Genomic DNA, 23,125 nt, shown 5'->3' on the forward strand with positions numbered 1-23,125 from the left:
ACCCATTAGGCTGCTGGAATCACTTCTGGCCGGGAATTAACGATGCCCTTTTTCCACCGCTCGGCACTGCCAGCATTGTGCCTGTCACTGCTGTTTACCAGTGCCTTTTCTGTGCACGCCGAAGACACACCTGCGCCGACCGCCGAAAAACCCGTCGAACGCCAGCCCTTGCCCGAACGCAGCCAGGAAGAGGCCAGCGCCCTGGAGCGGCAAATTCCGCAGCAGGAGCAACAACAGTTGCAGGCCGGCAGTGACACATTCCTGGCCCTGTGGAAACCGGCCAACAGCGCCGAACCCGAAGGTGTGGTGATTATCGTACCGGGCAGCGGCGAAAATGCTGACTGGCCTCAAGCAATTGGCCCATTGCGGCGCAAATTGCCGGATGCCAACTGGGGCAGCCTCAGCCTGTCGCTGCCGGATGTGAGCGTAGATACGCTGCCGCCGCGTGTCATGGAAGCCCCCAAGGCCACCGTCGACACCAGCAGCAAGGAAGCGAGCACCGCCGATAAACCGATCGAGCAAGCGGCCAGCGCCGAAGCCGAAGGCACTGACCCAGCGGTGATACCCGGTGCCGACGAGCAAGACAAGACCGACGCGTCACGCATCTTTGCGCGCATCGATGCCGCCGTAGCCTTCGCCCAGACCCAAAGCGCACGCAGTGTGGTGCTGGCAGGCCACGGCACCGGTGCCTGGTGGGCCGCGCGTTATCTGAGCGAGAAACAACCGTCCCAGGTGCAAAAGTTCGTGATGGTCGCGGCGCAGACGCCCTCTGGTCGACAGCCGGACGTGCAGCAACTGGCCCCCGGCCTGAAATTGCCGACAGCCGATGTTTTCTATCAAGACGACAGCCGATCACGCAAAAACGCCCTGGCACGCGCCCAAGCGGCCAAGCGCTTGAAAAATGATGGCTATAAGCAGGTGAGCTTGAAGACCCTGCCCGGCAACAGTGCTGCCGAGCAAGAGCAGTTGTATCGACGGATTCGCGGGTGGCTGAGCCCGCAATCCAGCACCGACTGAATCTGGGGGGTAACCCGATCAATTGTGGGCGTTGACTTGCCAGCTCCCACACTGATCGGGTTTTGACCCGTAGATAGCCGTAATCAGCGAAAATCCCGCCGCTCACGAATCAACGCATAGGCATTGTGCAAGTCGCGGGTACGTTCGGTGGCCTCACGCACCTGCGCGGGGCTGGCGCCACTGCCGGCGATCTTGTCCGGATGGTGGCGGCTGAGCAGGCGGCGATAGGCGCGCTTGATCGCCGAGGGCTCCGTGGTGGCCGTCACGCCGAGCAAACGCAACGCCTCCTGATAAGTAGCCCCACGGCTCACCAATGGCTTGCGCTCCGGGGTGTAGTCCGCCGCCAAGGCCTGGAGCTGTTGTGGCGTCCAGCCCAGCCATTTGCCCCATAGGTCGATCAGGTCACGCTCGGCGTCATCGGCCTTGCCGTCCGCCCAGACCATCCGCCAGCACGCCCGTAACACACCTTCCGCCGCATGGGGCTGGGCCTTAAGCACGTGCAGATAGCCGCGCACCCGGTCGGAACCGGCTTTGCCACGGTTGAACGCCGCGATCGCGCGGCGCTGGGCCGGCTCGGTCATATCCAGCGCGCGCATCTCCTGGCGCGCCTGCTGGATATGCCCGTCGACCACCCGACCGTTGCTTTTGGCCAGACGCCCCAGCAACACAAACAGCAATTCGTCATTGCGCAACGCCGGGCGTCCGCCCAAGCGCTCACGCAACTGCGCCCAGCTCTGCAGGTGCATACGGCGATCCAGCGCCTGCCCCAACAGCGCCCCCAACAAGGCCCCCGGAATACTGGCAATGGCAAAGCCAGCCCCGGCGCCGATCAGCGTCCCTGGCCACAACATGCTACTGCCCCGCTGTCAGCAGGGTTTCGACTTGCGCCAGGCGCTCCAGCGTGCCGACATCAATCCAGCGTCCCGCCATGTGTTCCCCCGTTACCAAACCTTTCGCCATGGCCGCGCGCAACAGCGGCGCCAGCTTGAAGGCATCGGCGCTGCAACCCGCGAACAACTTGGGGTCGAGCACTGAAATGCCACTGAAGGTCAGGTTATCGGCACCGGGCGCCGCATCATGAAGCACACCGTGATCCAGGTAAAAATCACCACCCGAGGGGTGATGCGCCGGGTTGTCGACCATCACCAGATGGGCCAGCCCCTGGAGCGGCTGCTTGAGCCGGGCGAAATCGTAGTCAGTCCAGATATCGCCGTTGACCACCAGGAAAGGCTCATCTCCCAACAACGGCAGGGCCTGGAAAATCCCACCGCCGGTCTCCAGCGGTTCGCCCTCCGGGGAGTAGCGGATGCGCAAGCCGAACTGCGAACCGTCACCCAGGTAGCTCTCGATCTGCTGACCGAGCCAGGCGTGGTTGATCACGATATCGGTGAAGCCGGCCTTGGCCAGCGCCTCCAGGTGATACTCGATCAGGCGCTTGCCGCCGGCCTGCACCAACGGCTTGGGTGTATGCAGCGTGAGCGGGCGCATGCGCTCGCCTTTGCCGGCGGCCAGGATCATCGCCTTCATAGGCTTGCCTCAGCCGGTTGGCGCAGGCTGGCCAACAACTCACCCAATGCGCTCAACTCCGGACGATCGGCCAGTACGGCGTCTATATAGGCAAAGAAGCGTGGAACGTCGGCCAGGTAGCGTGGCTTGCCGTCGCGGTGGCAAATGCGCGCGAAGATGCCGATAACCTTGAGGTGACGCTGCACACCCATCAGGTCGCTGGCACGCAGGAAGTCTTCGAAGTCGGCCTGCACCGGGATGCCCAGTTTCGCGGCACGCTCCCAGTAGCCGCGCTGCCATTGGCGCACACGGGCCTGGGGCCAACTGAGAAAGGCGTCCTTGAACAGGCAGGTAATGTCGTAAGTGACCGGGCCGTAGACCGCGTCCTGAAAATCCAGCACGCCCGGGTTCGGTATGCTGATCATCAGGTTGCGCGGCATGTAGTCGCGGTGCACCAGCACCTTGGGCTGCGCCAGGGCGCTGTCGATCAAGTGGCCACTGGCTTTCTGCCAGAGGGCCTGCTGCTGTGTATCCAACTCGATGCCCAAATGTCGGCGCACGTACCATTCAGGGAAGAGTTCCAGCTCGCGGCGCAGCAGGGCGAGATCATAGCTGGGCAGCGGCGCGTCCATCGGCAACTGCTGGTAAGCCAGCAATGCGTCGATGGCGTCGGCAAACAATACGTCGGCGTTTTGCTCGTCGATCACGTCCAGATAGGTTTTTTTGCCCAGGTCGTTGAGCAAAAGAAAGCCTCGCGGCAAGTCTTCAGCATAAATTTTCGGAACATTTATTCCCGATGTCGCCAGCAAATGTGCGATTTCGACGAAGGGTTTGCAGTTTTCCTGGGGGGGTGGAGCGTCCATTACCACGAAAGTCCGGCCACCACCTTCCCAGCGGAAATAACGCCTGAAACTCGCGTCGCTGCTGGCCGCGGTCAATGTGGCCGGGGGTATGGCGCCCCAGCCTTGGGCGTTGAAAAGGATCGGCAACTGCTCATCCAGCCAGACTTGCAGTTGTTGTAAACGTAGATCTTGCTCGGGCATTACAAGGGTCTCCGACGGCGCTAGCCGTCAAGCGGGGCATGCTTTATTATCACGCATCTTTTTCAGACCATCGAGAGGCGTGCGGCCCAAACCGCGGGCAGATGGCACGCAGGAAGCCCGGACTAATAAGATGGCATTGAAATCCCCCGCGTTTCGTAGAAAATTTCCGTTGCTGGTAACCGGCAGTCTGCTGGCCTTGCAACCCTTCGCCACCTCATTCGTGGTCGCCGCGGAACAGTATGACTGCTCAGTCTCTGCTTCGGGTGCCTGGGATTGCGCGCCGAAAACCGCCGCCGCCCCGTTACCACCACGCCCGGTGCATGACGGTGCAGCCGTCAGCTCGGCCAACAGCACGGCGCAAGCCGACGCTGGCGGCAGTGCCGAAGCCGAGCCGAAGACCACGCTGGTCACCGAATCCAAGGGCCGTGGCCTGCGTTCGCGCAGCGCCGACTACAGCCACCTGGACTGGGTGCCTCGGGATAAGCTGACCCCGGCCCAACTGGCCGAAACCGGTCCGTATTGCGGCGGTGCGTACATCGAGCCGATTCGTCCTGGCATGAACGACAAGACGAACAAGAGCGATGCGCCCACCTTTATCGGTGCCAAGGCCTCTCGTTACGAGCAGGAACAGCAAGTTGCCACCCTGGCCGGTGACGTGGTCATGCGCCAGGGCAGCATGCAGCTTGAAGCCCAGGAAGCCAGCCTGTATCAGGCCGAGAACCGTGGCGAACTGAACGGCAATGTGCGCCTGCGCGACAACGGTGCCTTGATCGTCGGCGACCACGCCCAGGTCCAACTGGACACGGGTGCCGCGCAGATCGATAACGCCGAATACGTGATGCACAAGTCGCGGATCCGCGGGAACGCGCTGTACGCCAAGCGCGCCGAAAACGCGATCATCCGCCTCAAGGACGGTACGTACACCACCTGCGAGCCAGACAGCAACGCCTGGCAGCTCAAGGGCAACAACATCACGTTGAACCCGGCCACCGGTTTCGGTACGGCGACCAACGCGACGTTGCGGATCAAGAACATCCCGATCCTGTACACCCCTTATATCTATTTCCCGATCGACGACCGTCGTCAGTCCGGCTTCCTGCCACCGAGCTTCAGCACTGGCGGCGAAACCGGCTTTACCCTGGTCACGCCGTATTACTTCAACCTGGCGCCGAACTATGACGCCACGTTGTACCCGCAATACATGACCAAGCGCGGCATGTTGATGGAAGGCGAATTCCGCTACCTCACCAAGTCCAGCGAAGGCCAGTTCGGCGGCGCGTACCTGAACGACGACAGCGACGAACGCAAGAAACAGACCGATTACGAAAAAACCCGCTACATGCTCAACTGGCAGCACAGGGGCGGGTTGGACTCGCGCGTAGCGACTCAGGTTGATTACACCAGGATCAGTGATCCTTATTACTTCCAGGACCTCAAGACCTACGAGGAAGGTGTCCAGAATCGAGACTTCCTGAATCAGCAAGGGTCCGTGACCTATCGGGGAGACTCTTATCAGGCGCGGTTGAATGTGCAGGCCTACCAGTTGGCGACGATCTCCCAGATCACGCCGTACGACCGCCTGCCGCAGATCACGTTCAATGGTGCGCTGCCGTATCACCCGGGTGGATTGAACTTCACCTATGAGACCGAAGCTGTTCGCTTCGAACGCAGCCTGGAAAACGGTACGTTCACGGACAAAGACGGCAACATTTCATCCAGACTTGACACAAACGTCACAGGCCTGACTCGTACAAACGGTACACGCCTGAACGCAGCACCGGCCGTGGAATACCCGATGAGCTGGACCTACGGCTTTATTACGCCGAAGCTCAAGTACGTCTATACCAAATACGATCTTGACCTGGACGGCACAGGCAAGACGCAAATGGCTGCTGCTGGCCAGACATTCAAGAGTTCGCAAGATCGCGCGGTACCTATCGCCAGCGTCGACAGCGGCCTGTATTTCGACCGCAACACCAACTGGTTCGGCAAAGACTATCGCCAGACCCTGGAGCCGCGTGCTTTCTATCTTTATGTCCCGAACAAGGACCAGAGCGATATCCCGGTCTTCGACACCAGCGAATACTCGTTCAGCTACGGCTCGCTGTTCCGCGACAACCGCTTCAGCGGTTCCGACCGGATCGGTGACGAGAACAAGCTGTCCTTGGGTGTCACCAGCCGCTGGATTGAAGAAAACGGTTTTGAGCGCCAGCGTGTAAGCGTCGGCCAGGCCGTGTATTTCAAGGACCGCGAGGTTCAACTGCCGGGCGTCGTGGCGGCTGACCGCGCCGACGCACAGTCCGATGTGTCGCCAGTGGCGCTCGAATACGAGTTCCGTTTCAACCGCGACTGGCGCGCCACTGCCGACTACAACTGGGACACCGAGGAACACCGCGCTCGCTCCGGCAGCGCAATGTTCCACTACCAGCCGGAAGACAACCCGAACAAGGTGGTCAACCTTGGTTACCGCTACCGCAACGACCAGGTGGTCTACAACCAACTGACCGGTAAATGGCAGTTCGGTGGCGACTACGGTACCGAGGGTCAACCGAACTTCGTGAAGGATTACTACAAAATCCAGCAACACGACTTCTCGATGATGTGGCCGATCATTCCTCAGTGGAACCTGATCACCCGCTGGCAGTATGACTACGCTCGCAACCGTACCCTGGAAGCCTTCGGTGGTTTCGAGTACGACAACTGCTGCTGGAAACTGCGCGTCATCAACCGTTACTGGGTTGCCAACGACGAATACAGCCAGATCGCCCCGCTGAACGAAAAGGGTGACCACGGGCTCTTCCTGCAGATCGTCCTCAAAGGACTCGGCGGCCTGACCGGCGCCAAGGTAGAGAGCTTCCTCGAAAAAGGCATTGAAGGTTATCGTGAACGTGAAAACCAAGCTTTCTGATTGTCTGCGCCCCCTCGTACTGGGCGCGCTGTTCCTGGGGACCGCATCGGTGCACGCAGCGGTTCAACCGCTGGACAAGGTGGTGGCCATCGTCGATAACGACGTGATCATGCAGAGCCAACTGGACCAACGGGTCAAGGAAGTTCAGCAGACCATCGCCAAGCGTGGCGGCGGTGTGCCACCTACCAGCGTCCTGGACCAACAGGTGCTGGAACGTCTGATCGTCGAAAACCTGCAATTGCAGATCGGTGAACGTTCCGGCATCCGTATTTCGGATGAAGAGCTGAACCAGGCGGTCGGCACCATTGCCCAGCGCAACAACATGAGCATCGATCAATTCCGCGCGGCCCTGGCCCATGATGGTCTTTCGTATGAAGACGCTCGTGACCAGATCCGGCGCGAGATGATCATCAGCCGTGTGCGTCAGCGCCGTGTGGCCGAGCGGGTTCAGGTGTCCGAGCAGGAAGTGAAAAACTTCCTGGCCTCGGATTTGGGCAAGATGCAGCTTTCCGAAGAACTGCACCTGGCCAATATCCTGATTCCTACTCCGGACAGCGCCAACTCCGAGCAGCTCAATGCCGCCGCCGCCAAAACCCAGGCGATCTATGACCGCCTCAAGGCCGGTGCCGACTTTGCCCAGATGGCGATTGCCCAATCCGGCAGCGACAACGCCCTTGAGGGGGGTGACATGGGCTGGCGTAAAGCCGCGCAACTGCCACCACCGTTCGACCGTGAACTGAGCGCGATGGAAGTGGGTGGCATCACCCAACCGGCCCGCACCCCAGGCGGTTTCATCATCCTTAAGTTGCTGGAACGTCGCGGTGGCGAGACCTCGCTGAAAGACGAAGTGCATGTTCGTCATATCCTGGTCAAACCCAGCGAGATCCGCACCGAGGCGCAAACCAAGGAGCTGGCCCAGAAGATCTATGACCGTATCGAAAACGGTGAAGACTTCGCCACCTTGGCCAAAAGCTTCTCGGAAGACCCTGGCTCGGCCCTCAACGGCGGCGATTTGAACTGGATCGACCCCAAGGCGCTGGTGCCCGAGTTCCAGCAGGTAATGGCCGAAACTCCGCAAGGCGTAGTGTCCAAGCCGTTCAAGACTCAATATGGCTGGCACGTACTGGAAGTCCTTGGCCGTCGCGCCACCGACAACACCACCCAGGCCCGCGAGCAACAGGCACTGAACGTGCTGCGTAACCGCAAGTACGACGAAGAGCTGCAAACCTGGTTGCGTCAGATCCGTGACGAAGCCTATGTGGAAAACAAGCTGCCAGGCGCCGAGCAAACAGGCACCGACCAGGCCACTCAGTGAAACCCCAGCGTTTCGCCGTGACACCCGGCGAGCCGGCCGGCATTGGTCCAGACCTGTGCCTGCTGCTCGCCTCGCACCCCCAGCCCCACCCCCTGATCGCCATTACCAGCCGCGACCTGCTCCTTGAGCGGGCCGCGCAGCTGGGTGTGGTTGTCGACTTGCTGGACGTGGCGCCAGGTAAATGGCCCGACCAGCCTGCTCCCGCGGGCAGCCTGTATGTGTGGGATACCCCCCTGCAGGCCAAGGTGGTTGCCGGGCAACTGAACAAAGCCAATGCGGCGTTTGTGCTGGAAACCCTCACCCGCGCGGGGCAAGGCTGCATCGACGGCGATTTCGCCGGCATGATCACCGCCCCCGTGCACAAGGGCGTGATCAATGAATCCGGCATCGCCTTTTCCGGCCACACCGAATTCCTCGCCGAACTGACCCACACCGCCCAAGTCGTCATGATGCTGGCCACCCGAGGCCTGCGAGTCGCCCTGGTGACCACGCACCTGCCCCTGCGCGAGATTGCCGACGCCATTACCGCCGAGCGCCTGGAGCGCGTCACGCGCATCCTGCACGCCGACCTGCAGCAGAAATTCGGCATCGCCCACCCGCGCATCCTGGTCTGTGGGCTCAACCCTCACGCCGGCGAAGGTGGCCACTTGGGCCATGAAGAAATCGACATCATCGAACCCACCCTGGAGCGTCTGCGCCAAGAAGGCATGGACCTGCGTGGCCCACTGCCCGCGGACACTCTGTTTACCCCCAAATATCTGGAGCACTGCGACGCAGTGCTGGCGATGTACCATGACCAGGGGCTGCCGGTGCTGAAGTACAAAGGCTTCGGCGCCGCCGTCAACGTGACACTGGGCCTGCCAATCATCCGCACCTCCGTCGACCACGGCACCGCCCTGGACCTGGCGGGCAGCGGCAAGATCGATACCGGCAGCCTGCACGTGGCCCTGGAAACCGCCTATCAGATGGCCGAGACCCGTATATGACCGAGCATTACCAACACCGGGCGCGCAAGCGTTTCGGGCAAAACTTCCTGCACGACGCTGGCGTGATCGACCGTATCCTGCGCTCTATCCATGCCAAGCCCGAAGACCGACTGCTGGAAATCGGCCCAGGCCAGGGCGCACTGACCCAAGGCCTGCTGGCCAGCGGTGGTCAGTTGGACGTGGTTGAACTGGACAAGGACCTGATCCCGATCCTCAACCAGCAGTTCGCCGGTAAAGCCAACTTCAACCTGCACCAGGGCGATGCGCTGAAGTTCGACTTCAACACCCTTGACGCCGCGCCCAACAGCCTGCGCGTGGTGGGTAACCTGCCGTACAACATCTCCACGCCGCTGATTTTCCACCTGCTGAACAATGCCGGGATCATTCGCGACATGCACTTCATGCTGCAAAAAGAAGTGGTGGAACGCTTGGCCGCCGGCCCGGGCGGTGGTGATTGGGGCCGCCTGTCGATCATGGTTCAGTACCACTGCCGCGTCGAACACCTGTTCAACGTCGGTCCGGGTGCGTTCAACCCGCCGCCGAAGGTCGACTCGGCTATCGTGCGCCTGGTGCCCCACGCTGTGTTGCCGCACCCTGCCAAGGATCACAAATTGCTCGAACGCGTGGTGCGCGAGGCCTTCAACCAACGCCGCAAGACCCTGCGCAACACACTCAAGGCACTGCTGAGCAACGCCGAGATCGAAGCAGCCGGCGTCGATGGCAGCCTGCGCCCCGAGCAACTGGACCTGGCCGCATTCGTGCGCCTGGCCGACCAGCTTGCCATCCAGCCTGTGCCCGCTGCGGATTGACCACCTTGCAGACAGGCCAGACACATGTCTGGCCTAGTGCCCACTTCTTGGCCTAGACTGATCCGCATCTGCAGTCCTCCGCTTTTGCTTTTAAGGCCCCTTGCATGTCCGATCCTCGTTACCAGATCGACGTCAGCGTCGTCACCCGCTTCCTCGCGGACCAATCGCAACCTGAGCACAACCGTTTCGCCTTTGCCTACACCGTTACGGTGAAGAACAACGGGCTGGTGCCAGCCAAGCTGCTGTCCCGCCACTGGGTGATCACCGACGGTGACGGCCAGGTCGAAGAAGTGCGTGGTGCCGGCGTGGTTGGCCAACAGCCGCTGATCGACATCGGCGCTAGCCACACCTACAGCAGCGGCACGGTGATGACCTCCAAGGTCGGTACCATGCAAGGCTCGTATCAGATGAAAGCCACCGACGGCCAGTTTTTCGACGCCATCATCAAGCCTTTCCGCCTCGCCGTGCCGGGAGCCCTGCACTGATGGCGACCTACGCGGTCGGCGACCTGCAAGGCTGCCTGGAGCCCCTCAAATGCCTGCTTGAACGCGTGGCCTTCCATCCGGCGACTGATCGCCTGTGGCTGGTGGGCGACCTGGTCAATCGCGGCCCCGAGTCCCTGGCAACCCTGCGCTACTTATATGGCCTGCGTGACTCCCTGGTGTGCGTACTGGGCAACCATGACCTGCACTTGCTGGCGACCGGCAACAACATCGAACGCCTGAAAAAAGGCGACACCCTGCGGGAAATCCTTGAAGCGCCCGACCGCGCCGATCTGCTCGACTGGCTGCGCCGGCAAAAGATCATGCATTACGACGAAGGCCGCAACATGGCCCTGGTCCACGCAGGCATCCCACCGCAATGGACCTTGAAGAAAGCCCTCAAGTACGCCGCCGAAGTCGAACACGCCCTGGCCGATGACAGCCTGTACCCCGCCTACCTCGATGGCATGTACGGTAATGAGCCAGTGAAATGGGACAGCGACCTGACGGGCGTCACTCGCCTGCGGGTGATCACCAACTATTTCACGCGCATGCGCTTCTGCACTGCCGACGGCAAGCTGGACCTCAAGAGCAAGGAAGGCACCGACACCGCCCTGCCCGGCTACAAGCCATGGTTCGCCCATAAAGAGCGCAAGACCCGTGACACGAAGATCATCTTCGGCCACTGGGCAGCCTTGGAAGGCAAGTGCGACGAGCCCGGCGTGTTCGCCCTCGACACCGGCTGCGTGTGGGGCGGCGCCATGACCATGATGAACATCGACACCGGCGAGTTTCACAGCTGCCAGTGCGAATCCCGACTTCCCATACAGCAGGCCGCAATCAAGCCTTAGGAGCCCGCCATGAGCGAATTCAAACGTATCACGCCCGAACAAGCCGACGCCCTGCGCAAGCAAGGCGCAGTGGTCGTCGACATTCGTGATCAGCCTACTTATTCGGCTGCTCACATCACCGGCGCCAAACACCTGGACAACGTCAACATCGCCGACTTCATCCGCGCCGCCGACCTCGACGCGCCGGTGATCGTGGCCTGTTACCACGGCAACTCCAGCCAAAGCGCAGCCGCTTATCTGGTCAGCCAGGGTTTCTCCGAAGTCTATAGCCTGGACGGCGGTTTTGAGCTGTGGAGTAAGACCTACCCTGCAGAAATTTCTCGGGGCGATTCGGAATAATTTTTTTCATACCCCGCTACCCCACGTATCGCTTGGGCTCGCGCCGTTTCTGACGAACGGTGCGGCCAAACTAATTGCTTATACCTTCTTGACCTCCCCGATTCCGAACTATCCTTAAGCGCAGGCCATCCGAATCAGGGGAGAGCCGGTACACCGGCGTGCGGGTCATCGGTAGCGTTTAGGGTGTTCTGGGGGGAAAACGGCCATTGGCGATCGTCAATGACTGCCAGCATCGACTGATTGATCCGGCGTCGGCTCCACGTATCGAGCGAGGTGACGACGTTATGAGTATTTTTAGCCACTTCCAACAACGCTTCGCGTCCACACAGCAGGAAGAACTCACGCTTCAAGAGTATCTCGAGCTGTGCAAGCAGGACCGCAGCACCTACGCGTCCGCCGCCGAACGCCTGCTATTGGCGATTGGCGAGCCGGAGCTGATAGACACCTCGAACAACTCGCGCCTGTCGCGAATCTTCTCCAACAAGGTGATCCGCCGGTACCCGGCCTTTGAAGACTTCCACGGAATGGAAGAATGCATTGACCAGATCGTCTCCTACTTCCGCCACGCCGCCCAAGGCCTGGAAGAGAAGAAACAGATCCTCTACCTGCTCGGCCCCGTCGGTGGCGGTAAGTCGTCCCTGGCCGAGAAACTCAAACAACTCATCGAGAAAGTGCCCTTCTACGCGATCAAGGGCTCGCCAGTCTTCGAGTCGCCCCTGGGCCTGTTCAACGCCACGGAAGATGGCGCGATCCTCGAAGAAGACTTCGGCATCCCACGGCGTTACCTCAACACCATCATGTCGCCCTGGGCTACCAAGCGCCTGGCCGAGTTTGGCGGTGACATCAGCCAGTTCCGCGTGGTCAAGCTCTACCCATCGATCCTTAACCAGATCGGCGTGGCCAAGACCGAACCGGGCGATGAGAACAACCAGGACATTTCGGCGCTGGTCGGCAAAGTCGATATCCGCAAGCTTGAGGAATTCCCACAGAATGACGCCGACGCCTACAGCTACTCGGGCGCACTGTGCCGGGCCAACCAGGGCCTGATGGAATTCGTGGAAATGTTCAAGGCCCCGATCAAGGTGCTGCACCCACTGCTCACCGCCACCCAGGAAGGTAACTACAACAGCACCGAGGGCCTGGGCGCGATCCCGTTCACCGGGATCCTGCTGGCCCACTCCAACGAATCGGAATGGCACACCTTCCGCAACAACAAGAACAACGAAGCTTTCATCGACCGGATCTATATCGTCAAGGTGCCGTACTGCCTGCGAGTCAGCGATGAAATCAAGATCTACGACAAGCTGCTGTTCAACAGCTCCCTGGCCAAGGCTCATTGCGCGCCTGACACCCTGAAGATGCTCGCCCAGTTCACCGTGCTGTCTCGCCTCAAGGAGCCCGAGAACTCGAATATCTACTCGAAGATGCGCGTGTACGACGGTGAAAACCTCAAGGACACCGACCCCAAGGCCAAGTCGATCCAGGAATACCGCGATACGGCGGGCGTGGATGAGGGCATGAACGGGCTGTCGACGCGCTTTGCCTTCAAGATCCTGTCCAAAGTCTTCAACTTCGACCCCCATGAGATCGCCGCCAACCCGGTGCACCTGCTCTATGTGCTGGAACAGCAGATCGAACAGGAACAATTCCAGGCCGAAACCCGCGAACGCTATCTGCGCTTCCTCAAGGAGTACCTGGCGCCGCGCTACATCGAGTTCATCGGCAAGGAAATCCAGACTGCCTACCTGGAGTCCTACAGCGAATACGGCCAGAACATCTTCGACCGCTACGTGCTGTACGCCGACTTCTGGATCCAGGACCAGGAATACCGCGACCCGGAAACCGGCGAAATTCTCAATCGCGTGGCCCTCAACGAGGAACTGGAAAAAATCGAAAAACCGGCCGGCATCAGCAATCCGAAGGATTTCCGCAACGAGATCGTCAACTTCGTACTGCGCGCCCGCGCCAACAACAATGGCAAGAACCCAACCTGGCTCAGCTACGAGAAGCTACGAGTAGTCATCGAGAAGAAAATGTTCTCCAACACCGAGGATCTGCTGCCAGTCATCAGCTTCAACGCCAAGGCCAGCAAGGAGGATCAGCAAAAACACAACGACTTCGTCACACGAATGGTCGAGCGTGGCTACACCGACAAACAGGTACGGCTTCTGTCGGAATGGTACCTACGGGTCCGGAAATCGCAGTAAGAGAAGCAGCTGCAAGCTTCTAGCTACAAGCTGCAAGAGAAAAGCCACTGATCCGAATATCAGCGGGCTCTCTCTTGCAGCTTGAAGCTTACGACTTGAAGCTCCCCGGAGGGGCCTATGAGCTATGTGATCGACCGACGCCTCAATGGCAAGAACAAGAGCACGGTAAACCGCCAGCGTTTCCTGCGGCGTTACCGTGATCACATCAAAAAGGCGGTGGAAGAGGCCGTCAGCCGCCGCTCCATCACCGACATGGAACATGGCGAGCAAATCAGCATTCCCGGACGGGACATCGACGAACCGGTGCTGCACCACGGCCGGGGCGGTAAACAGACCGTCGTACACCCCGGCAACAAGGAATTCACCACCGGCGAACATATCCAGCGCCCCCAGGGTGGCGGCGGCGGCAAAGGCCCTGGCAAGGCAGGCAACTCCGGCGAGGGCATGGATGAGTTCGTGTTCCAGATCACCCAGGAAGAGTTTCTCGAATTCATGTTCGAGGATCTGGAGCTACCCAACCTGGTCAAACGCAACCTCACCGGCACCGACACCTTCAAGACCGTGCGCGCTGGTATCAGCAACGAGGGCAACCCTTCGCGCATCAACATCATCCGCACTCTGCGTTCGGCCCATGCGCGACGCATCGCACTGTCGGGCAGCAGCCGCGCCAAACTGAGGGATGCCAAGGAAGAGCTGGCACGTCTGAAGCGCGAAGAACCGGATAACTTCGGCGATATCCAGGAAATAGAAGCAGAAATCGAGAAACTCAGCGCGCGTATTCACCGCGTGCCGTTCCTCGACACCTTCGACCTCAAATACAACCTGCTGGTCAAACAGCCCAACCCCAGCTCCAAGGCCGTGATGTTCTGCCTGATGGACGTGTCCGGCTCCATGACCCAAGCCACCAAGGACATCGCCAAGCGCTTCTTTATCCTGTTGTACCTGTTTCTGAAGCGAAACTACGACAAGATCGACGTGGTGTTCATCCGCCATCACACCAGCGCCCGGGAAGTGGATGAAGAGGAGTTTTTCTACTCGCGGGAAACCGGCGGCACTATCGTTTCCAGCGCCTTGAAACTGATGCAGGAGATCATGGCCGAGCGCTACCCGGCCAACGAGTGGAACATATATGCCGCCCAGGCCTCCGACGGCGACAACTGGAATGACGACTCGCCGATCTGCCGCGACATCCTCATCAACCAGATCATGCCGTTTGTGCAGTACTACACCTATGTCGAAATTACCCCTCGTGAGCATCAGGCACTGTGGTTCGAATACGAGCGCATCGGTGAAGCCTTTACCGATACGTTCGCCCAACAGCAACTGGTCTCGGCCGGCGATATCTATCCGGTCTTCCGTGAACTCTTCCAGCGCAGGTTAGTGACATGACCGCCAAAAAAGAGCAGAAGCGCCAACCCATCTCCACGGGGTCCGAATGGACCTTTGAACTGATCCAGGCCTATGACCGGGAAATCAGCCGCATCGCGGCGGGTTATGCCCTGGATACCTACCCCAATCAGATTGAGGTGATCACCGCCGAACAGATGATGGATGCCTATGCCTCAGTGGGCATGCCCCTGGGTTATCACCACTGGTCCTACGGCAAACACTTCCTCAGCACCGAGAAGTCCTACACTCGCGGCCAGATGGGCCTGGCCTACGAAATCGTGATCAACTCCGACCCCTGCATCGCCTACCTGATGGAAGAAAACACCATCTGCATGCAGGCACTGGTGGTGGCCCACGCCTGCTATGGGCATAACAGCTTTTTCAAGGGCAACTACCTGTTCCGCACCTGGACCGATGCCAGTTCGATCATTGATTACCTGGTGTTCGCCAAGCAGTACATCATGCAGTGCGAAGAACGCCACGGGATCGACGCGGTGGAAGACCTGCTCGACTCCTGCCACGCCCTGATGAACTACGGCGTCGACCGCTACAAACGCCCGTACCCGATTTCGGCCGAGGAAGAACGCCTGCGCCAGGCGGAGCGCGAGGAGCACTTGCAGAAGCAGATCAACGATCTGTGGCGCACCATTCCCAAGCGCGCCGGAAAAAACAGTGACAAGGACAATGCGCGCTTCCCCTCCGAACCTCAGGAAAACATCCTGTATTTCCTGGAAAAACACGCACCGCTGCTGGAGCCGTGGCAGCGGGAAATCGTGCGCATCGTGCGCAAGATCGCCCAGTATTTTTATCCACAGCGCCAGACCCAAGTGATGAACGAGGGCTGGGCGACGTTCTGGCACTACACGCTGATGAACGATCTGTATGACGAGGGCCTGGTAACCGACGGCTTCATGATGGAGTTCCTCACCTCTCATACCAGCGTGGTGTTCCAGCCCGGCTTCGACAGCCCGTACTACAGCGGTATCAACCCCTACGCGCTGGGGTTTGCCATGTACCGCGACATTCGGCGCATGTGCGAACACCCCACCGACGAAGACCGCCGCTGGTTCCCGGAAATCGCGGGCAGCGACTGGCTGTCCACTATCAAATTCGCCATGAGCAGCTTCAAGGATGAGAGTTTCATCCTGCAGTACCTGTCGCCCAAGGTGATCCGCGACCTCAAGCTGTTCAGCATTCTCGATGACGACCTCAAGGACGACCTGGTGGTACCGGCCATCCACGACGAACCCGGCTACCGCATCATCCGCGAGACCCTGGCGGCACAGTACAACCTCGGCAACCGCGAGCCCAACGTGCAGATCTACAGCATCGATGTACGCGGCGACCGCTCCCTCACGCTGCGTCACCAGCAGCACGACCGCAAGCCACTGGGCGAATCCACCGAGGAAGTGCTCAAGCACCTGCACCGGCTGTGGGGCTTCGATATCCACCTGGAAACCTTGCAGGGCGACCAGGTGATGAAAACCCACCATGTCCCACCACGCAGCGATCACAACGACAACGATTACGGCCGCCTGGACCTGGCCGTCGTTCATCTCTGAAACAGCAAAGCCTCCATTGGTCAGGCACAGGCGGTATCCTGTGCCGCTAACGGAGGCTTTTTCATGAAAATCTACAAAGTCGGCGGTGCGGTGCGCGACCGCTTGCTGGGCATCAAGGTCACCGATATCGACCGCGTTGTCGTCGGTGCGAGCACCGACGAGATGCTTGCCAAGGGTTTTAAGCCGGTCGGCTCGGACTTCCCGGTATTCCTCGACCCTAAGAATGGTGAGGAATACGCCCTCGCCCGTACCGAACGCAAGAGCGGCCGGGGTTACGGTGGCTTTGTGTTCCACGCAAACCCCGACGTCACCCTGGAAGAAGACCTGATTCGCCGCGACCTGACTATTAACGCGATGGCGGAAGACGACGACGGCAACCTGACCGACCCCTACCATGGCCAGCGAGATCTGGAAGCACGCATTCTGCGTCACGTTTCCCCCGCATTCGCCGAAGATCCCCTGCGAGTGTTGCGCGTTGCCCGCTTTGCCGCACGCTATGCGCACCTGGGTTTCCGCGTCGCGCCGGAGACGCTTGAACTGATGCGTCAACTCAGCGAGTCCGGTGAACTGGAAGCTCTCACACCCGAACGCAGCTGGAAGGAAATCTCCCGGGCACTGATGGAAGACCAACCCCAGGTGTTCATCCAGGTCCTGCGCGATTGCAACGCCCTGAAAACCCTGATGCCGGAAGTGGATGCGCTGTTCGGCGTACCGCAACCCGAGGCCCACCACCCCGAGATCGATACTGGCGTGCACACATTGAGCGTGCTGGAACAGGCCGCCCAGCACAAACAGCCGCTGAGCGTGCGCTGGGCCTGCCTGCTGCACGACGTGGGCAAAGGCCTGACACCTGTGGATAAGTTGCCGCAGCACATCGCGCATGAACATCGTGGTTTGAAGCTGATAAAGGCGGTCAGCGAACGCTTCAAGGTGCCGAGGGATTGCCAGGAATTGGCGTTGCTAGTGGGCCAATACCACACCCACGGCCACCGTGCCCTGGAGCTCAAAGCCTCGACATTGCTGGAGTTGCTGCAGAGTTTTGACGTGTACCGCCGGCCACAGCGCTTTGAAGAGTTCGTGAGTGCCTGCGAAATGGACGCCCGGGGCCGCAAGGGCTTTGAGCAGCGCAGTTATCCACAGGCGGATTACTTGCGCGGGGCGGCACAGGCCGCGCGCGCAGTGGCGGTGGCGCCGCTGCTGGAGAAGGGTTTCAAAGGCCCGGAACTGGGTGAGGCCTTGAAACGCGAGCGGCTCAAGGCGTTGCAGGCCTTCAAGGACCAACGCGCCCTATCGAATTAGAAGCGCGCTCGGCGTCAGTTGCTGGCCCTGCCACTCAAAGGCGACAGGCGCCAGTACCTGGTCGATCTGCGCATCGCGCCACAGCTCAGCCAGGGTCTTACCCACTTCAGGGTGTACACGCTCTGGCGCCATCAACGACAACGGCCACAGCACAAAGGCATTCTTCAGGATCTCTGCGCGAGGCAGGACCAGACCATCGAAGTTACCCACCAACTCGCCATACAGCAGCACATCGATATCCAGCGGCAGGCCCTTGCGGTCCGGCGCATAGCGACCATTCTCGGCCTCTATGAACTTGAGCCGACGATCGAGCTCTCTCAATGGCAAATCGGTATAAGCCGACACCACGAGGTTGAAGAACGGCCCGCTCTTGATACCCACCGGCTGGCTCTCGAACACTGCCGAGCAACGCATCTGCGTCAAAAAGCTCGCCAATGCGTCAAGACCGGCACGTAGATGGGCCTCGCGCTCGATATTGCTGCCGAGGCCAAGGTAAACCTGAGTCAGCGACATCCGCGCTCGATCTCCACGCCGACACCCTTGGCGGCCGGCACGGCGCCCGGCTTGGTCAGCTTGAGGTGCAACCAGGGAATCTGGAACTCACTCATGAGCACTTCAGCCAGGCGTTCGGCAAAGGTTTCCACCAATTGGTACTGAGACTGTTCGGCAAAGGCCTGGATACGCGCGGACACGCTGGCGTAATCCAGCGCCAGGGTCAGATCGTCACCGGCCGCGGCAGGGCGATTGTCCCAGGCGAAGTTCAGGTCCAGGCGCAGGCATTGGCGGATCCCGCGCTCCCAGTCGTAGGCCCCGATAACGGTGTCGACTTCCAGGCCTTCGATAAACACTCTGTCCAAGCTCTTCTCCGCAGCACGACAAGGGCGCGATGCCCCGTTAGAATCAGGGCGTCCTCGCCCGGAATAGTTAGCATGTTTTGGTCACTGGCGATTCTCGCCTACCTGCTCGGCTCGCTGTCCTTCGCCATTTTGCTCAGCCGCCTGACGGGAAATCCCGATCCGCGAATGGGTGGCTCAGGCAATGCCGGCGCCACCAATATGTTGCGCCTGGCCGGCAAGAAGCTCGCCGTACTGACGCTGCTGGGCGATGTGTGCAAGGGCCTGTTGCCCGTGCTGATCGCCAGCCTCGCCGGCCTGCCTCTGCAACAGCAGGCCTGGGTTGGCGTGTGCGCCGTCCTCGGCCACCTGTTTCCACTGTACTTCCGCTTTCGCGGCGGCAAAGGCGTCGCCACGGCGGCCGGCATGCTGCTGGGGATTTACCCGCCGGCGGCGTTACTGGCCGTTGTCGCGTGGCTTCTGACGTTCTACCTGACCCGCACCAGCTCCTTGGCGGCACTGATCGCCACACCGCTCACCCTGCCGTTGCTGGCCTGGCAGGAACCGGCGGCGCTGTTGCCGATGAGCGTGCTGACACTGCTGATCGTCTGGCGCCACCGCGGCAATTTACGCGACCTGTTCGCCGGGCGCGAACGGCATTTTTAAATACCCTCGACGAGCCCGGCACTCCCTGTGCCTTACAACGGCGACAACTGCTCCATCGGCCAACGCGCCTGCACGCTGATCGCCAGGCTTTCGTGCTGCCCGGCTTGCAGGCGCTGACAACCGGCATAGGCGATCATCGCGCCATTGTCGGTGCAGAACTCAGGACGGGCGTAGAACACATCCCCCTTCATGTCGCCGAGCATTTTCTCCAGTGAAGCGCGCAAAGCCTTATTGGCGCTGACACCGCCAGCGATCACCAGACGCTTCATGCCGGCCTGCTTCAGGGCCCGCTTGCACTTGATGGTCAAAGTCTCCACCACCGCCTGCTGGAACGCCAGCGCGATGTCGCAACGGGCTTGCTGACAGTCGTCCCCGGCGCTGACGCTCTGCTGCCAGGTATTGAGCGCCGAGGTTTTCAGGCCGCTGAAGCTGAACATCAGGCCCGGCCGATCACACATCGGGCGCGGGAAGGTGTAGCGGCCAGCAACACCGCTTTCAGCAAGACGGGCGATTTCCGGACCACCGGGATAATTGAGGCCCATCATCTTCGCAGTTTTGTCGAATGCTTCGCCGGCGGCGTCATCCAGGGACTCGCCCAGAAGCGTGTATTGACCGATCCCGTCGACCTGAACCAACTGCGTATGCCCCCCCGAAACCAACAAAGCGACGAACGGGAACTGCGGCGGTGTTTTTTCCAGCATGGGCGCCAATAAATGGCCTTCCATGTGGTGCACGCCCAGGGCTGGAATCCCCCAGGCAAACGCCAGCGCCTGGGCGCAAGAGGCCCCAACCAGAAGGGCTCCAACCAATCCGGGGCCGGCGGTATAAGCGATCGCATCGATCTCGGTCGCTACACAGCCCGCCTCGTCCAGCACCTGGCGAATCAACGGCAGCATGCGCTTGACGTGATCACGGCTGGCCAGCTCCGGCACCACGCCGCCATAGGCGCGGTGCAGGTCGATCTGACTGAACAGTGCGTCGGCCAAAAGCCCGCGCTCACTGTCGTATAGGGCGACACCGGTTTCATCGCAGGAGGTTTCAAGTCCCAGTACTAGCATGGGTTTGCGCCTTGTAGAGGCTGAATTCGAAGGCGCGCATAATAGTCGCCACTCCCCCTCCCGACTAGCGGTTTTCGATCAGAGGCTTTGCATTCCGGTCAATGAGGGGTTAACATCCGCAACCCTTAAAAACCGACGACCTCAGCCGCGAATTTTTTGCGACGAGAACGTTGATCCCGGTAATGAAAGAAGGTAGCTCTGGATGCCAGCCGTCAAAGTAAAAGAGAACGAACCCTTCGACGTAGCTCTGCGTCGTTTCAAGCGCTCCTGCGAAAAAGCCGGTGTTCTGGCTGAAGTTCGTAGCCGCGAATTTTACGAGAAGCCAACTTCTGAGCGTAAGCGCAAAGCAGCAGCCGCTGTTAAGCGTCACGCCAAGAAAGTTCAGCGCGAGCAGCGTCGCGCCGTTCGTCTGTACTAATACACAGACGTTCGTAGCAAGCTTCTGCCAAGCCCGGCCCTCAGCCGGGCTATTGGCATTTGCGGATATCGCTTGATGCTTCACCGTCGACGCCGCACACGCGACCGAGACACCGCTTCACACGTCAGGACTGGCTCTTCTGCCAGCGGTGCACGTCTCTTCTGACGAGCCTAACAAGGCTACTGACGAGCACACTTATTCTTTAATCAGGCGATCAACCGGTCGGCTGTGCCCATCGATAAGCTTCCGTGGCCCACCATTGGCCAATACCGGATGCCAGGGCAACATTTCTTCGCCGACCACTGGATAGACACTAACGTCAGTGAATGTTCGGCAGATACACTTCCTGACAGCCCAAGCAGACGATTGCTGATCAAGCCGTTCGATACGTGCGCTTGAACACTTCATGGGCCCTCATTTACACGCAGTGATGACGAGAACGCCATGGCCGGGCTGATTCCCCAGAGCTTTATTGACGACCTTCTGAACCGCACCGACATCGTCGATGTTGTCAGCTCGCGCCTGCAAATGAAGAAGGCCGGCAAGAACTACACTGCCTGCTGCCCGTTCCACAAGGAAAAGACCCCGTCGTTCAGCGTCAGCCCCGACAAGCAGTTCTACTACTGTTTCGGCTGCGGCGCGGGTGGCAATGCCCTCGGTTTCATCATGGACCACGACAACCTGGACTTCCCCCAGGCCGTCGAGGAACTGGCGAAAGCCGCCGGCATGGAAATCCCCCGCGAAGAAAGTGGCCGCCCACACAAACCACGGCAACCCACCGATTCGCCGCTCTATCCGTTGCTGACCGCTGCGGCCGACTTTTACCGCCAGGCACTTAAAAGCCATCCACAGCGCAAGGCCGCCGTCGATTACCTGAAGGGCCGTGGCCTTACCGGTGAAATCGCCCGTGACTTCGGCCTGGGTTTCGCTCCGCCTGGCTGGGACAACCTGTACAAGCACCTGAGCAGCGACACCCTCCAGCAAAAAGCCATGATCGACGCCGGCCTGCTGGTGGAAAACGCCGAGACCGGCAAACGCTACGACCGCTTCCGCGACCGCGTGATGTTCCCGATCCGCGACAGCCGTGGCCGCATCATCGCCTTTGGCGGCCGGGTTCTGGGAGATGACAAGCCCAAGTACCTGAACTCCCCGGAGACACCAGTGTTCCACAAGGGCCAGGAGCTCTACGGCCTGTTCGAAGCGCGCAAAAACAACCGCAACCTCGATGAAATCATCGTGGTTGAAGGCTATATGGACGTGATCGCGCTCGCGCAACAAGGCTTACGCAACGCGGTGGCAACCCTCGGCACCGCCACCAGCGAAGAACACATGAAGCGCCTGTTCCGCGTGGTGCCCAGCGTCTTGTTCTGCTTCGACGGCGACCAGGCCGGCCGCAACGCTGCCTGGCGCGCCCTCGAAGCCACGCTGACAAGCCTGCAGGATGGGCGCCGCGCGCGCTTTTTGTTCCTGCCCGAAGGCGAAGACCCGGACACCCTGGTGCGCTCCGAAGGCACCGACGCATTCCGCGCGCGCATCAATCAACACGCGCAGCCGCTGGCGGATTATTTCTTCCAGCAACTGACCGAAGAAGCCGACCCGCGCTCCCTCGAAGGCAAGGCCCATATGGCCACCCTCGCCGCGCCGCTCATCGACAAAGTACCGGGCGCCAACCTGCGCACCCTGATGCGCCAGCGCCTGCTGGAAATTACCGGATTGAGCGGGGAAGCCGTCACCCAGCTGGTGCATAGCGCGCCACAGGACGCGCCCCCCGCCTATGACCCAGGCATGGACTACGACGCCATGCCGGACTATGCCGACTTCCACCAACCGCAGGAAGCCTATGCGCCCCAGCAGGAGTGGACACCGAAGAAACCCGGCGCGGGCGGCAAGAAGTGGGACAAGAAACCCTGGAGCAAGAACGGCAAGCGCGGTGATCGCGATGAGCCCTATGCTCCGCGCACACCGGTTGCGGTAGAAGCCCCCACACTGATTGCCCTGCGCACGCTCATCCACCACCCGCAATTGGCGGGCAAGGTTGAGAGTGCCGAACATTTTGCCAACGAAAGCAACACCTACGCACAGGTACTGATCGCATTGATCGAGGCTGTGCAGAAAAATCCTAAGCTAAACTCTATTCAGCTGATGGCTCGCTGGCATGGCACGGAACAAGGCCGCCTGCTCAAAGCCCTCGCGGAAAAGGAGTGGCTAATTGACGGCGATAACCTTGAACAACAGTTTTTAGACACCATTACTAGGTTATCCGCGGGTCAGCATACGCAGACCCTCGATGAACTCATCAAGAGAGCGAGGCAGCCGGGATTATCGGCTGAAGAGCAAATTCAGATAGCAAAACAGATGCGCGACCTCTTAAAACAGAATGTTTCCGCATCAAACCCGACCTCAGCTGGCGTGTGAGGTCATAGCTCGGGTATAATCC

Annotated in this window: 21 protein-coding genes; 15 read left to right on the forward strand and 6 right to left on the reverse strand. The window is 60.3% G+C overall.

Going from position 1 to position 23,125, the window contains the following annotated elements:
- The first annotated feature begins 42 nt into the window (after positions 1-42).
- Positions 43-1,017 carry an alpha/beta hydrolase family protein gene (locus AB4O05_RS01885; protein ID WP_460133556.1) on the forward strand — a complete coding sequence of 325 codons (975 nt, stop codon included), beginning with the start codon at positions 43-45 and terminating at the stop codon, positions 1,015-1,017.
- Between the two features lie 83 nt (positions 1,018-1,100).
- Here the strand turns inward: AB4O05_RS01885 and AB4O05_RS01890 are convergent, their stop codons facing one another.
- From AB4O05_RS01890 to AB4O05_RS01900, 3 genes are read right to left on the reverse strand one after another with little or no spacing between them, the layout of a single operon-like run.
- Positions 1,101-1,868 carry a TerB family tellurite resistance protein gene (locus tag AB4O05_RS01890; RefSeq protein ID WP_460133555.1) on the reverse strand — a complete coding sequence of 256 codons (768 nt, stop codon included), beginning with the start codon at positions 1,866-1,868 and terminating at the stop codon, positions 1,101-1,103.
- A gap of 1 nt (position 1,869) precedes the next feature.
- Positions 1,870-2,544: an N-acetylmuramate alpha-1-phosphate uridylyltransferase MurU gene (gene murU / locus AB4O05_RS01895; protein WP_460133554.1), complete on the reverse strand. Its 675-nt coding sequence runs from the start codon at positions 2,542-2,544 to the stop codon at positions 1,870-1,872.
- Positions 2,541-3,566, reverse strand: coding sequence for an aminoglycoside phosphotransferase family protein (locus AB4O05_RS01900; protein WP_460133552.1), 1,026 nt, complete (start codon positions 3,564-3,566; stop codon positions 2,541-2,543). Before AB4O05_RS01900 ends, murU begins: the two co-directional genes overlap by 4 nt.
- A 130-nt stretch (positions 3,567-3,696) precedes the next feature.
- Between AB4O05_RS01900 and AB4O05_RS01905 the strand changes: the two genes are divergently transcribed.
- The 11 genes from AB4O05_RS01905 to AB4O05_RS01955 all read left to right on the forward strand — a co-directional run bounded on the left by AB4O05_RS01905 (position 3,697) and on the right by AB4O05_RS01955 (position 17,713).
- Positions 3,697-6,474 carry an LPS-assembly protein LptD gene (locus tag AB4O05_RS01905; protein WP_460133551.1) on the forward strand — a complete coding sequence of 926 codons (2,778 nt, stop codon included), beginning with the start codon at positions 3,697-3,699 and terminating at the stop codon, positions 6,472-6,474.
- Entirely contained in the window at positions 6,449-7,789 is a 1,341-nt protein-coding gene (locus AB4O05_RS01910; RefSeq protein ID WP_460133549.1) for a peptidylprolyl isomerase, read from the forward strand. The genes AB4O05_RS01905 and AB4O05_RS01910 overlap by 26 nt, the downstream gene beginning before the upstream one ends.
- The gene (gene pdxA / locus AB4O05_RS01915) at positions 7,786-8,775 is read left to right on the forward strand and encodes a 4-hydroxythreonine-4-phosphate dehydrogenase PdxA (RefSeq protein ID WP_460133548.1); all 990 of its coding nucleotides are present in this window, start codon (positions 7,786-7,788) and stop codon (positions 8,773-8,775) included. The genes AB4O05_RS01910 and pdxA overlap by 4 nt, the downstream gene beginning before the upstream one ends.
- Positions 8,772-9,584, forward strand: coding sequence for a 16S rRNA (adenine(1518)-N(6)/adenine(1519)-N(6))-dimethyltransferase RsmA (rsmA, locus tag AB4O05_RS01920; protein ID WP_460133546.1), 813 nt, complete (start codon positions 8,772-8,774; stop codon positions 9,582-9,584). The genes pdxA and rsmA overlap by 4 nt, the downstream gene beginning before the upstream one ends.
- A 104-nt stretch (positions 9,585-9,688) precedes the next feature.
- Complete coding sequence (apaG, locus tag AB4O05_RS01925) at positions 9,689-10,069, forward strand: Co2+/Mg2+ efflux protein ApaG (RefSeq protein WP_460133544.1); 381 nt, start codon at positions 9,689-9,691, stop codon at positions 10,067-10,069.
- Positions 10,069-10,917 carry a symmetrical bis(5'-nucleosyl)-tetraphosphatase gene (locus AB4O05_RS01930; RefSeq protein ID WP_460133543.1) on the forward strand — a complete coding sequence of 283 codons (849 nt, stop codon included), beginning with the start codon at positions 10,069-10,071 and terminating at the stop codon, positions 10,915-10,917. Before apaG ends, AB4O05_RS01930 begins: the two co-directional genes overlap by 1 nt.
- A 9-nt stretch (positions 10,918-10,926) precedes the next feature.
- Positions 10,927-11,256: a thiosulfate sulfurtransferase GlpE gene (gene glpE, locus AB4O05_RS01935; protein WP_460133541.1), complete on the forward strand. Its 330-nt coding sequence runs from the start codon at positions 10,927-10,929 to the stop codon at positions 11,254-11,256.
- Positions 11,257-11,540: 284 nt separating this feature from the next.
- Entirely contained in the window at positions 11,541-13,463 is a 1,923-nt protein-coding gene (locus AB4O05_RS01940) for a PrkA family serine protein kinase (protein ID WP_016977873.1), read from the forward strand.
- Between the two features lie 117 nt (positions 13,464-13,580).
- Entirely contained in the window at positions 13,581-14,852 is a 1,272-nt protein-coding gene (locus AB4O05_RS01945; protein WP_460133540.1) for a YeaH/YhbH family protein, read from the forward strand.
- Positions 14,849-16,414, forward strand: coding sequence for a SpoVR family protein (locus AB4O05_RS01950; protein WP_460133539.1), 1,566 nt, complete (start codon positions 14,849-14,851; stop codon positions 16,412-16,414). Before AB4O05_RS01945 ends, AB4O05_RS01950 begins: the two co-directional genes overlap by 4 nt.
- 63 nt (positions 16,415-16,477) lie before the next feature.
- On the forward strand, positions 16,478-17,713 hold the full coding sequence (locus AB4O05_RS01955) for a multifunctional CCA addition/repair protein (protein WP_460133538.1): 1,236 nt from the start codon (positions 16,478-16,480) through the stop codon (positions 17,711-17,713).
- Here AB4O05_RS01955 and folK read toward each other — a convergent pair.
- On the reverse strand, positions 17,702-18,226 hold the full coding sequence (folK, locus tag AB4O05_RS01960; protein ID WP_460133537.1) for a 2-amino-4-hydroxy-6-hydroxymethyldihydropteridine diphosphokinase: 525 nt from the start codon (positions 18,224-18,226) through the stop codon (positions 17,702-17,704). The two genes, AB4O05_RS01955 and folK, sit on opposite strands and share 12 nt — an antisense overlap.
- Positions 18,217-18,570 carry a dihydroneopterin aldolase gene (folB, locus tag AB4O05_RS01965; RefSeq protein WP_460133535.1) on the reverse strand — a complete coding sequence of 118 codons (354 nt, stop codon included), beginning with the start codon at positions 18,568-18,570 and terminating at the stop codon, positions 18,217-18,219. The genes folK and folB overlap by 10 nt, the downstream gene beginning before the upstream one ends.
- Positions 18,571-18,642: 72 nt before the next feature.
- On the opposite strand from folB, the gene plsY reads away from it, so the two are divergent.
- Positions 18,643-19,212 (forward strand): glycerol-3-phosphate 1-O-acyltransferase PlsY, encoded by a 570-nt coding sequence (plsY, locus tag AB4O05_RS01970; RefSeq protein WP_460133534.1) that lies wholly within the window; start codon positions 18,643-18,645, stop codon positions 19,210-19,212.
- 32 nt (positions 19,213-19,244) lie between these two features.
- On the opposite strand, the gene tsaD is transcribed toward plsY, so the two are convergent.
- On the reverse strand, positions 19,245-20,270 hold the full coding sequence (gene tsaD / locus AB4O05_RS01975) for a tRNA (adenosine(37)-N6)-threonylcarbamoyltransferase complex transferase subunit TsaD (protein WP_460133532.1): 1,026 nt from the start codon (positions 20,268-20,270) through the stop codon (positions 19,245-19,247).
- Between the two features lie 202 nt (positions 20,271-20,472).
- Between tsaD and rpsU the strand changes: the two genes are divergently transcribed.
- Together rpsU and dnaG are read left to right on the forward strand one after the other, a co-directional pair.
- Positions 20,473-20,688, forward strand: coding sequence for a 30S ribosomal protein S21 (rpsU, locus tag AB4O05_RS01980; protein WP_002551877.1), 216 nt, complete (start codon positions 20,473-20,475; stop codon positions 20,686-20,688).
- Positions 20,689-21,132: 444 nt separating this feature from the next.
- A complete protein-coding gene (dnaG, locus tag AB4O05_RS01985) occupies positions 21,133-23,103 on the forward strand; it encodes a DNA primase (RefSeq protein WP_460133531.1) in 1,971 nt (656 codons plus the stop codon).
- Positions 23,104-23,125 lie beyond the last annotated feature (22 nt).

Source organism: Pseudomonas sp. S1_G07 (genome assembly GCF_054668565.1).

Bases quoted from the DNA above. Each gene is read 5' to 3' on its own strand.
- AB4O05_RS01955 (WP_460133538.1), top strand. From the start codon at position 16,478: ATGAAAATCTACAAAGTCGGCGGTGCGGTGCGCGACCGCTTGCTGGGC.
- AB4O05_RS01885 (WP_460133556.1), top strand. From the start codon at position 43: ATGCCCTTTTTCCACCGCTCGGCACTGCCAGCATTGTGCCTGTCACTG.
- rsmA (WP_460133546.1), top strand. From the start codon at position 8,772: ATGACCGAGCATTACCAACACCGGGCGCGCAAGCGTTTCGGGCAAAAC.
- folK (WP_460133537.1), bottom strand. From the start codon at position 18,226: ATGTCGCTGACTCAGGTTTACCTTGGCCTCGGCAGCAATATCGAGCGC.
- dnaG (WP_460133531.1), top strand. From the start codon at position 21,133: ATGGCCGGGCTGATTCCCCAGAGCTTTATTGACGACCTTCTGAACCGC.
- plsY (WP_460133534.1), top strand. From the start codon at position 18,643: ATGTTTTGGTCACTGGCGATTCTCGCCTACCTGCTCGGCTCGCTGTCC.
- murU (WP_460133554.1), bottom strand. From the start codon at position 2,544: ATGAAGGCGATGATCCTGGCCGCCGGCAAAGGCGAGCGCATGCGCCCG.
- AB4O05_RS01930 (WP_460133543.1), top strand. From the start codon at position 10,069: ATGGCGACCTACGCGGTCGGCGACCTGCAAGGCTGCCTGGAGCCCCTC.
- apaG (WP_460133544.1), top strand. From the start codon at position 9,689: ATGTCCGATCCTCGTTACCAGATCGACGTCAGCGTCGTCACCCGCTTC.
- AB4O05_RS01905 (WP_460133551.1), top strand. From the start codon at position 3,697: ATGGCATTGAAATCCCCCGCGTTTCGTAGAAAATTTCCGTTGCTGGTA.
- AB4O05_RS01900 (WP_460133552.1), bottom strand. From the start codon at position 3,566: ATGCCCGAGCAAGATCTACGTTTACAACAACTGCAAGTCTGGCTGGAT.
- rpsU (WP_002551877.1), top strand. From the start codon at position 20,473: ATGCCAGCCGTCAAAGTAAAAGAGAACGAACCCTTCGACGTAGCTCTG.
- glpE (WP_460133541.1), top strand. From the start codon at position 10,927: ATGAGCGAATTCAAACGTATCACGCCCGAACAAGCCGACGCCCTGCGC.
- AB4O05_RS01945 (WP_460133540.1), top strand. From the start codon at position 13,581: ATGAGCTATGTGATCGACCGACGCCTCAATGGCAAGAACAAGAGCACG.
- tsaD (WP_460133532.1), bottom strand. From the start codon at position 20,270: ATGCTAGTACTGGGACTTGAAACCTCCTGCGATGAAACCGGTGTCGCC.
- AB4O05_RS01940 (WP_016977873.1), top strand. From the start codon at position 11,541: ATGAGTATTTTTAGCCACTTCCAACAACGCTTCGCGTCCACACAGCAG.
- AB4O05_RS01950 (WP_460133539.1), top strand. From the start codon at position 14,849: ATGACCGCCAAAAAAGAGCAGAAGCGCCAACCCATCTCCACGGGGTCC.
- AB4O05_RS01890 (WP_460133555.1), bottom strand. From the start codon at position 1,868: ATGTTGTGGCCAGGGACGCTGATCGGCGCCGGGGCTGGCTTTGCCATT.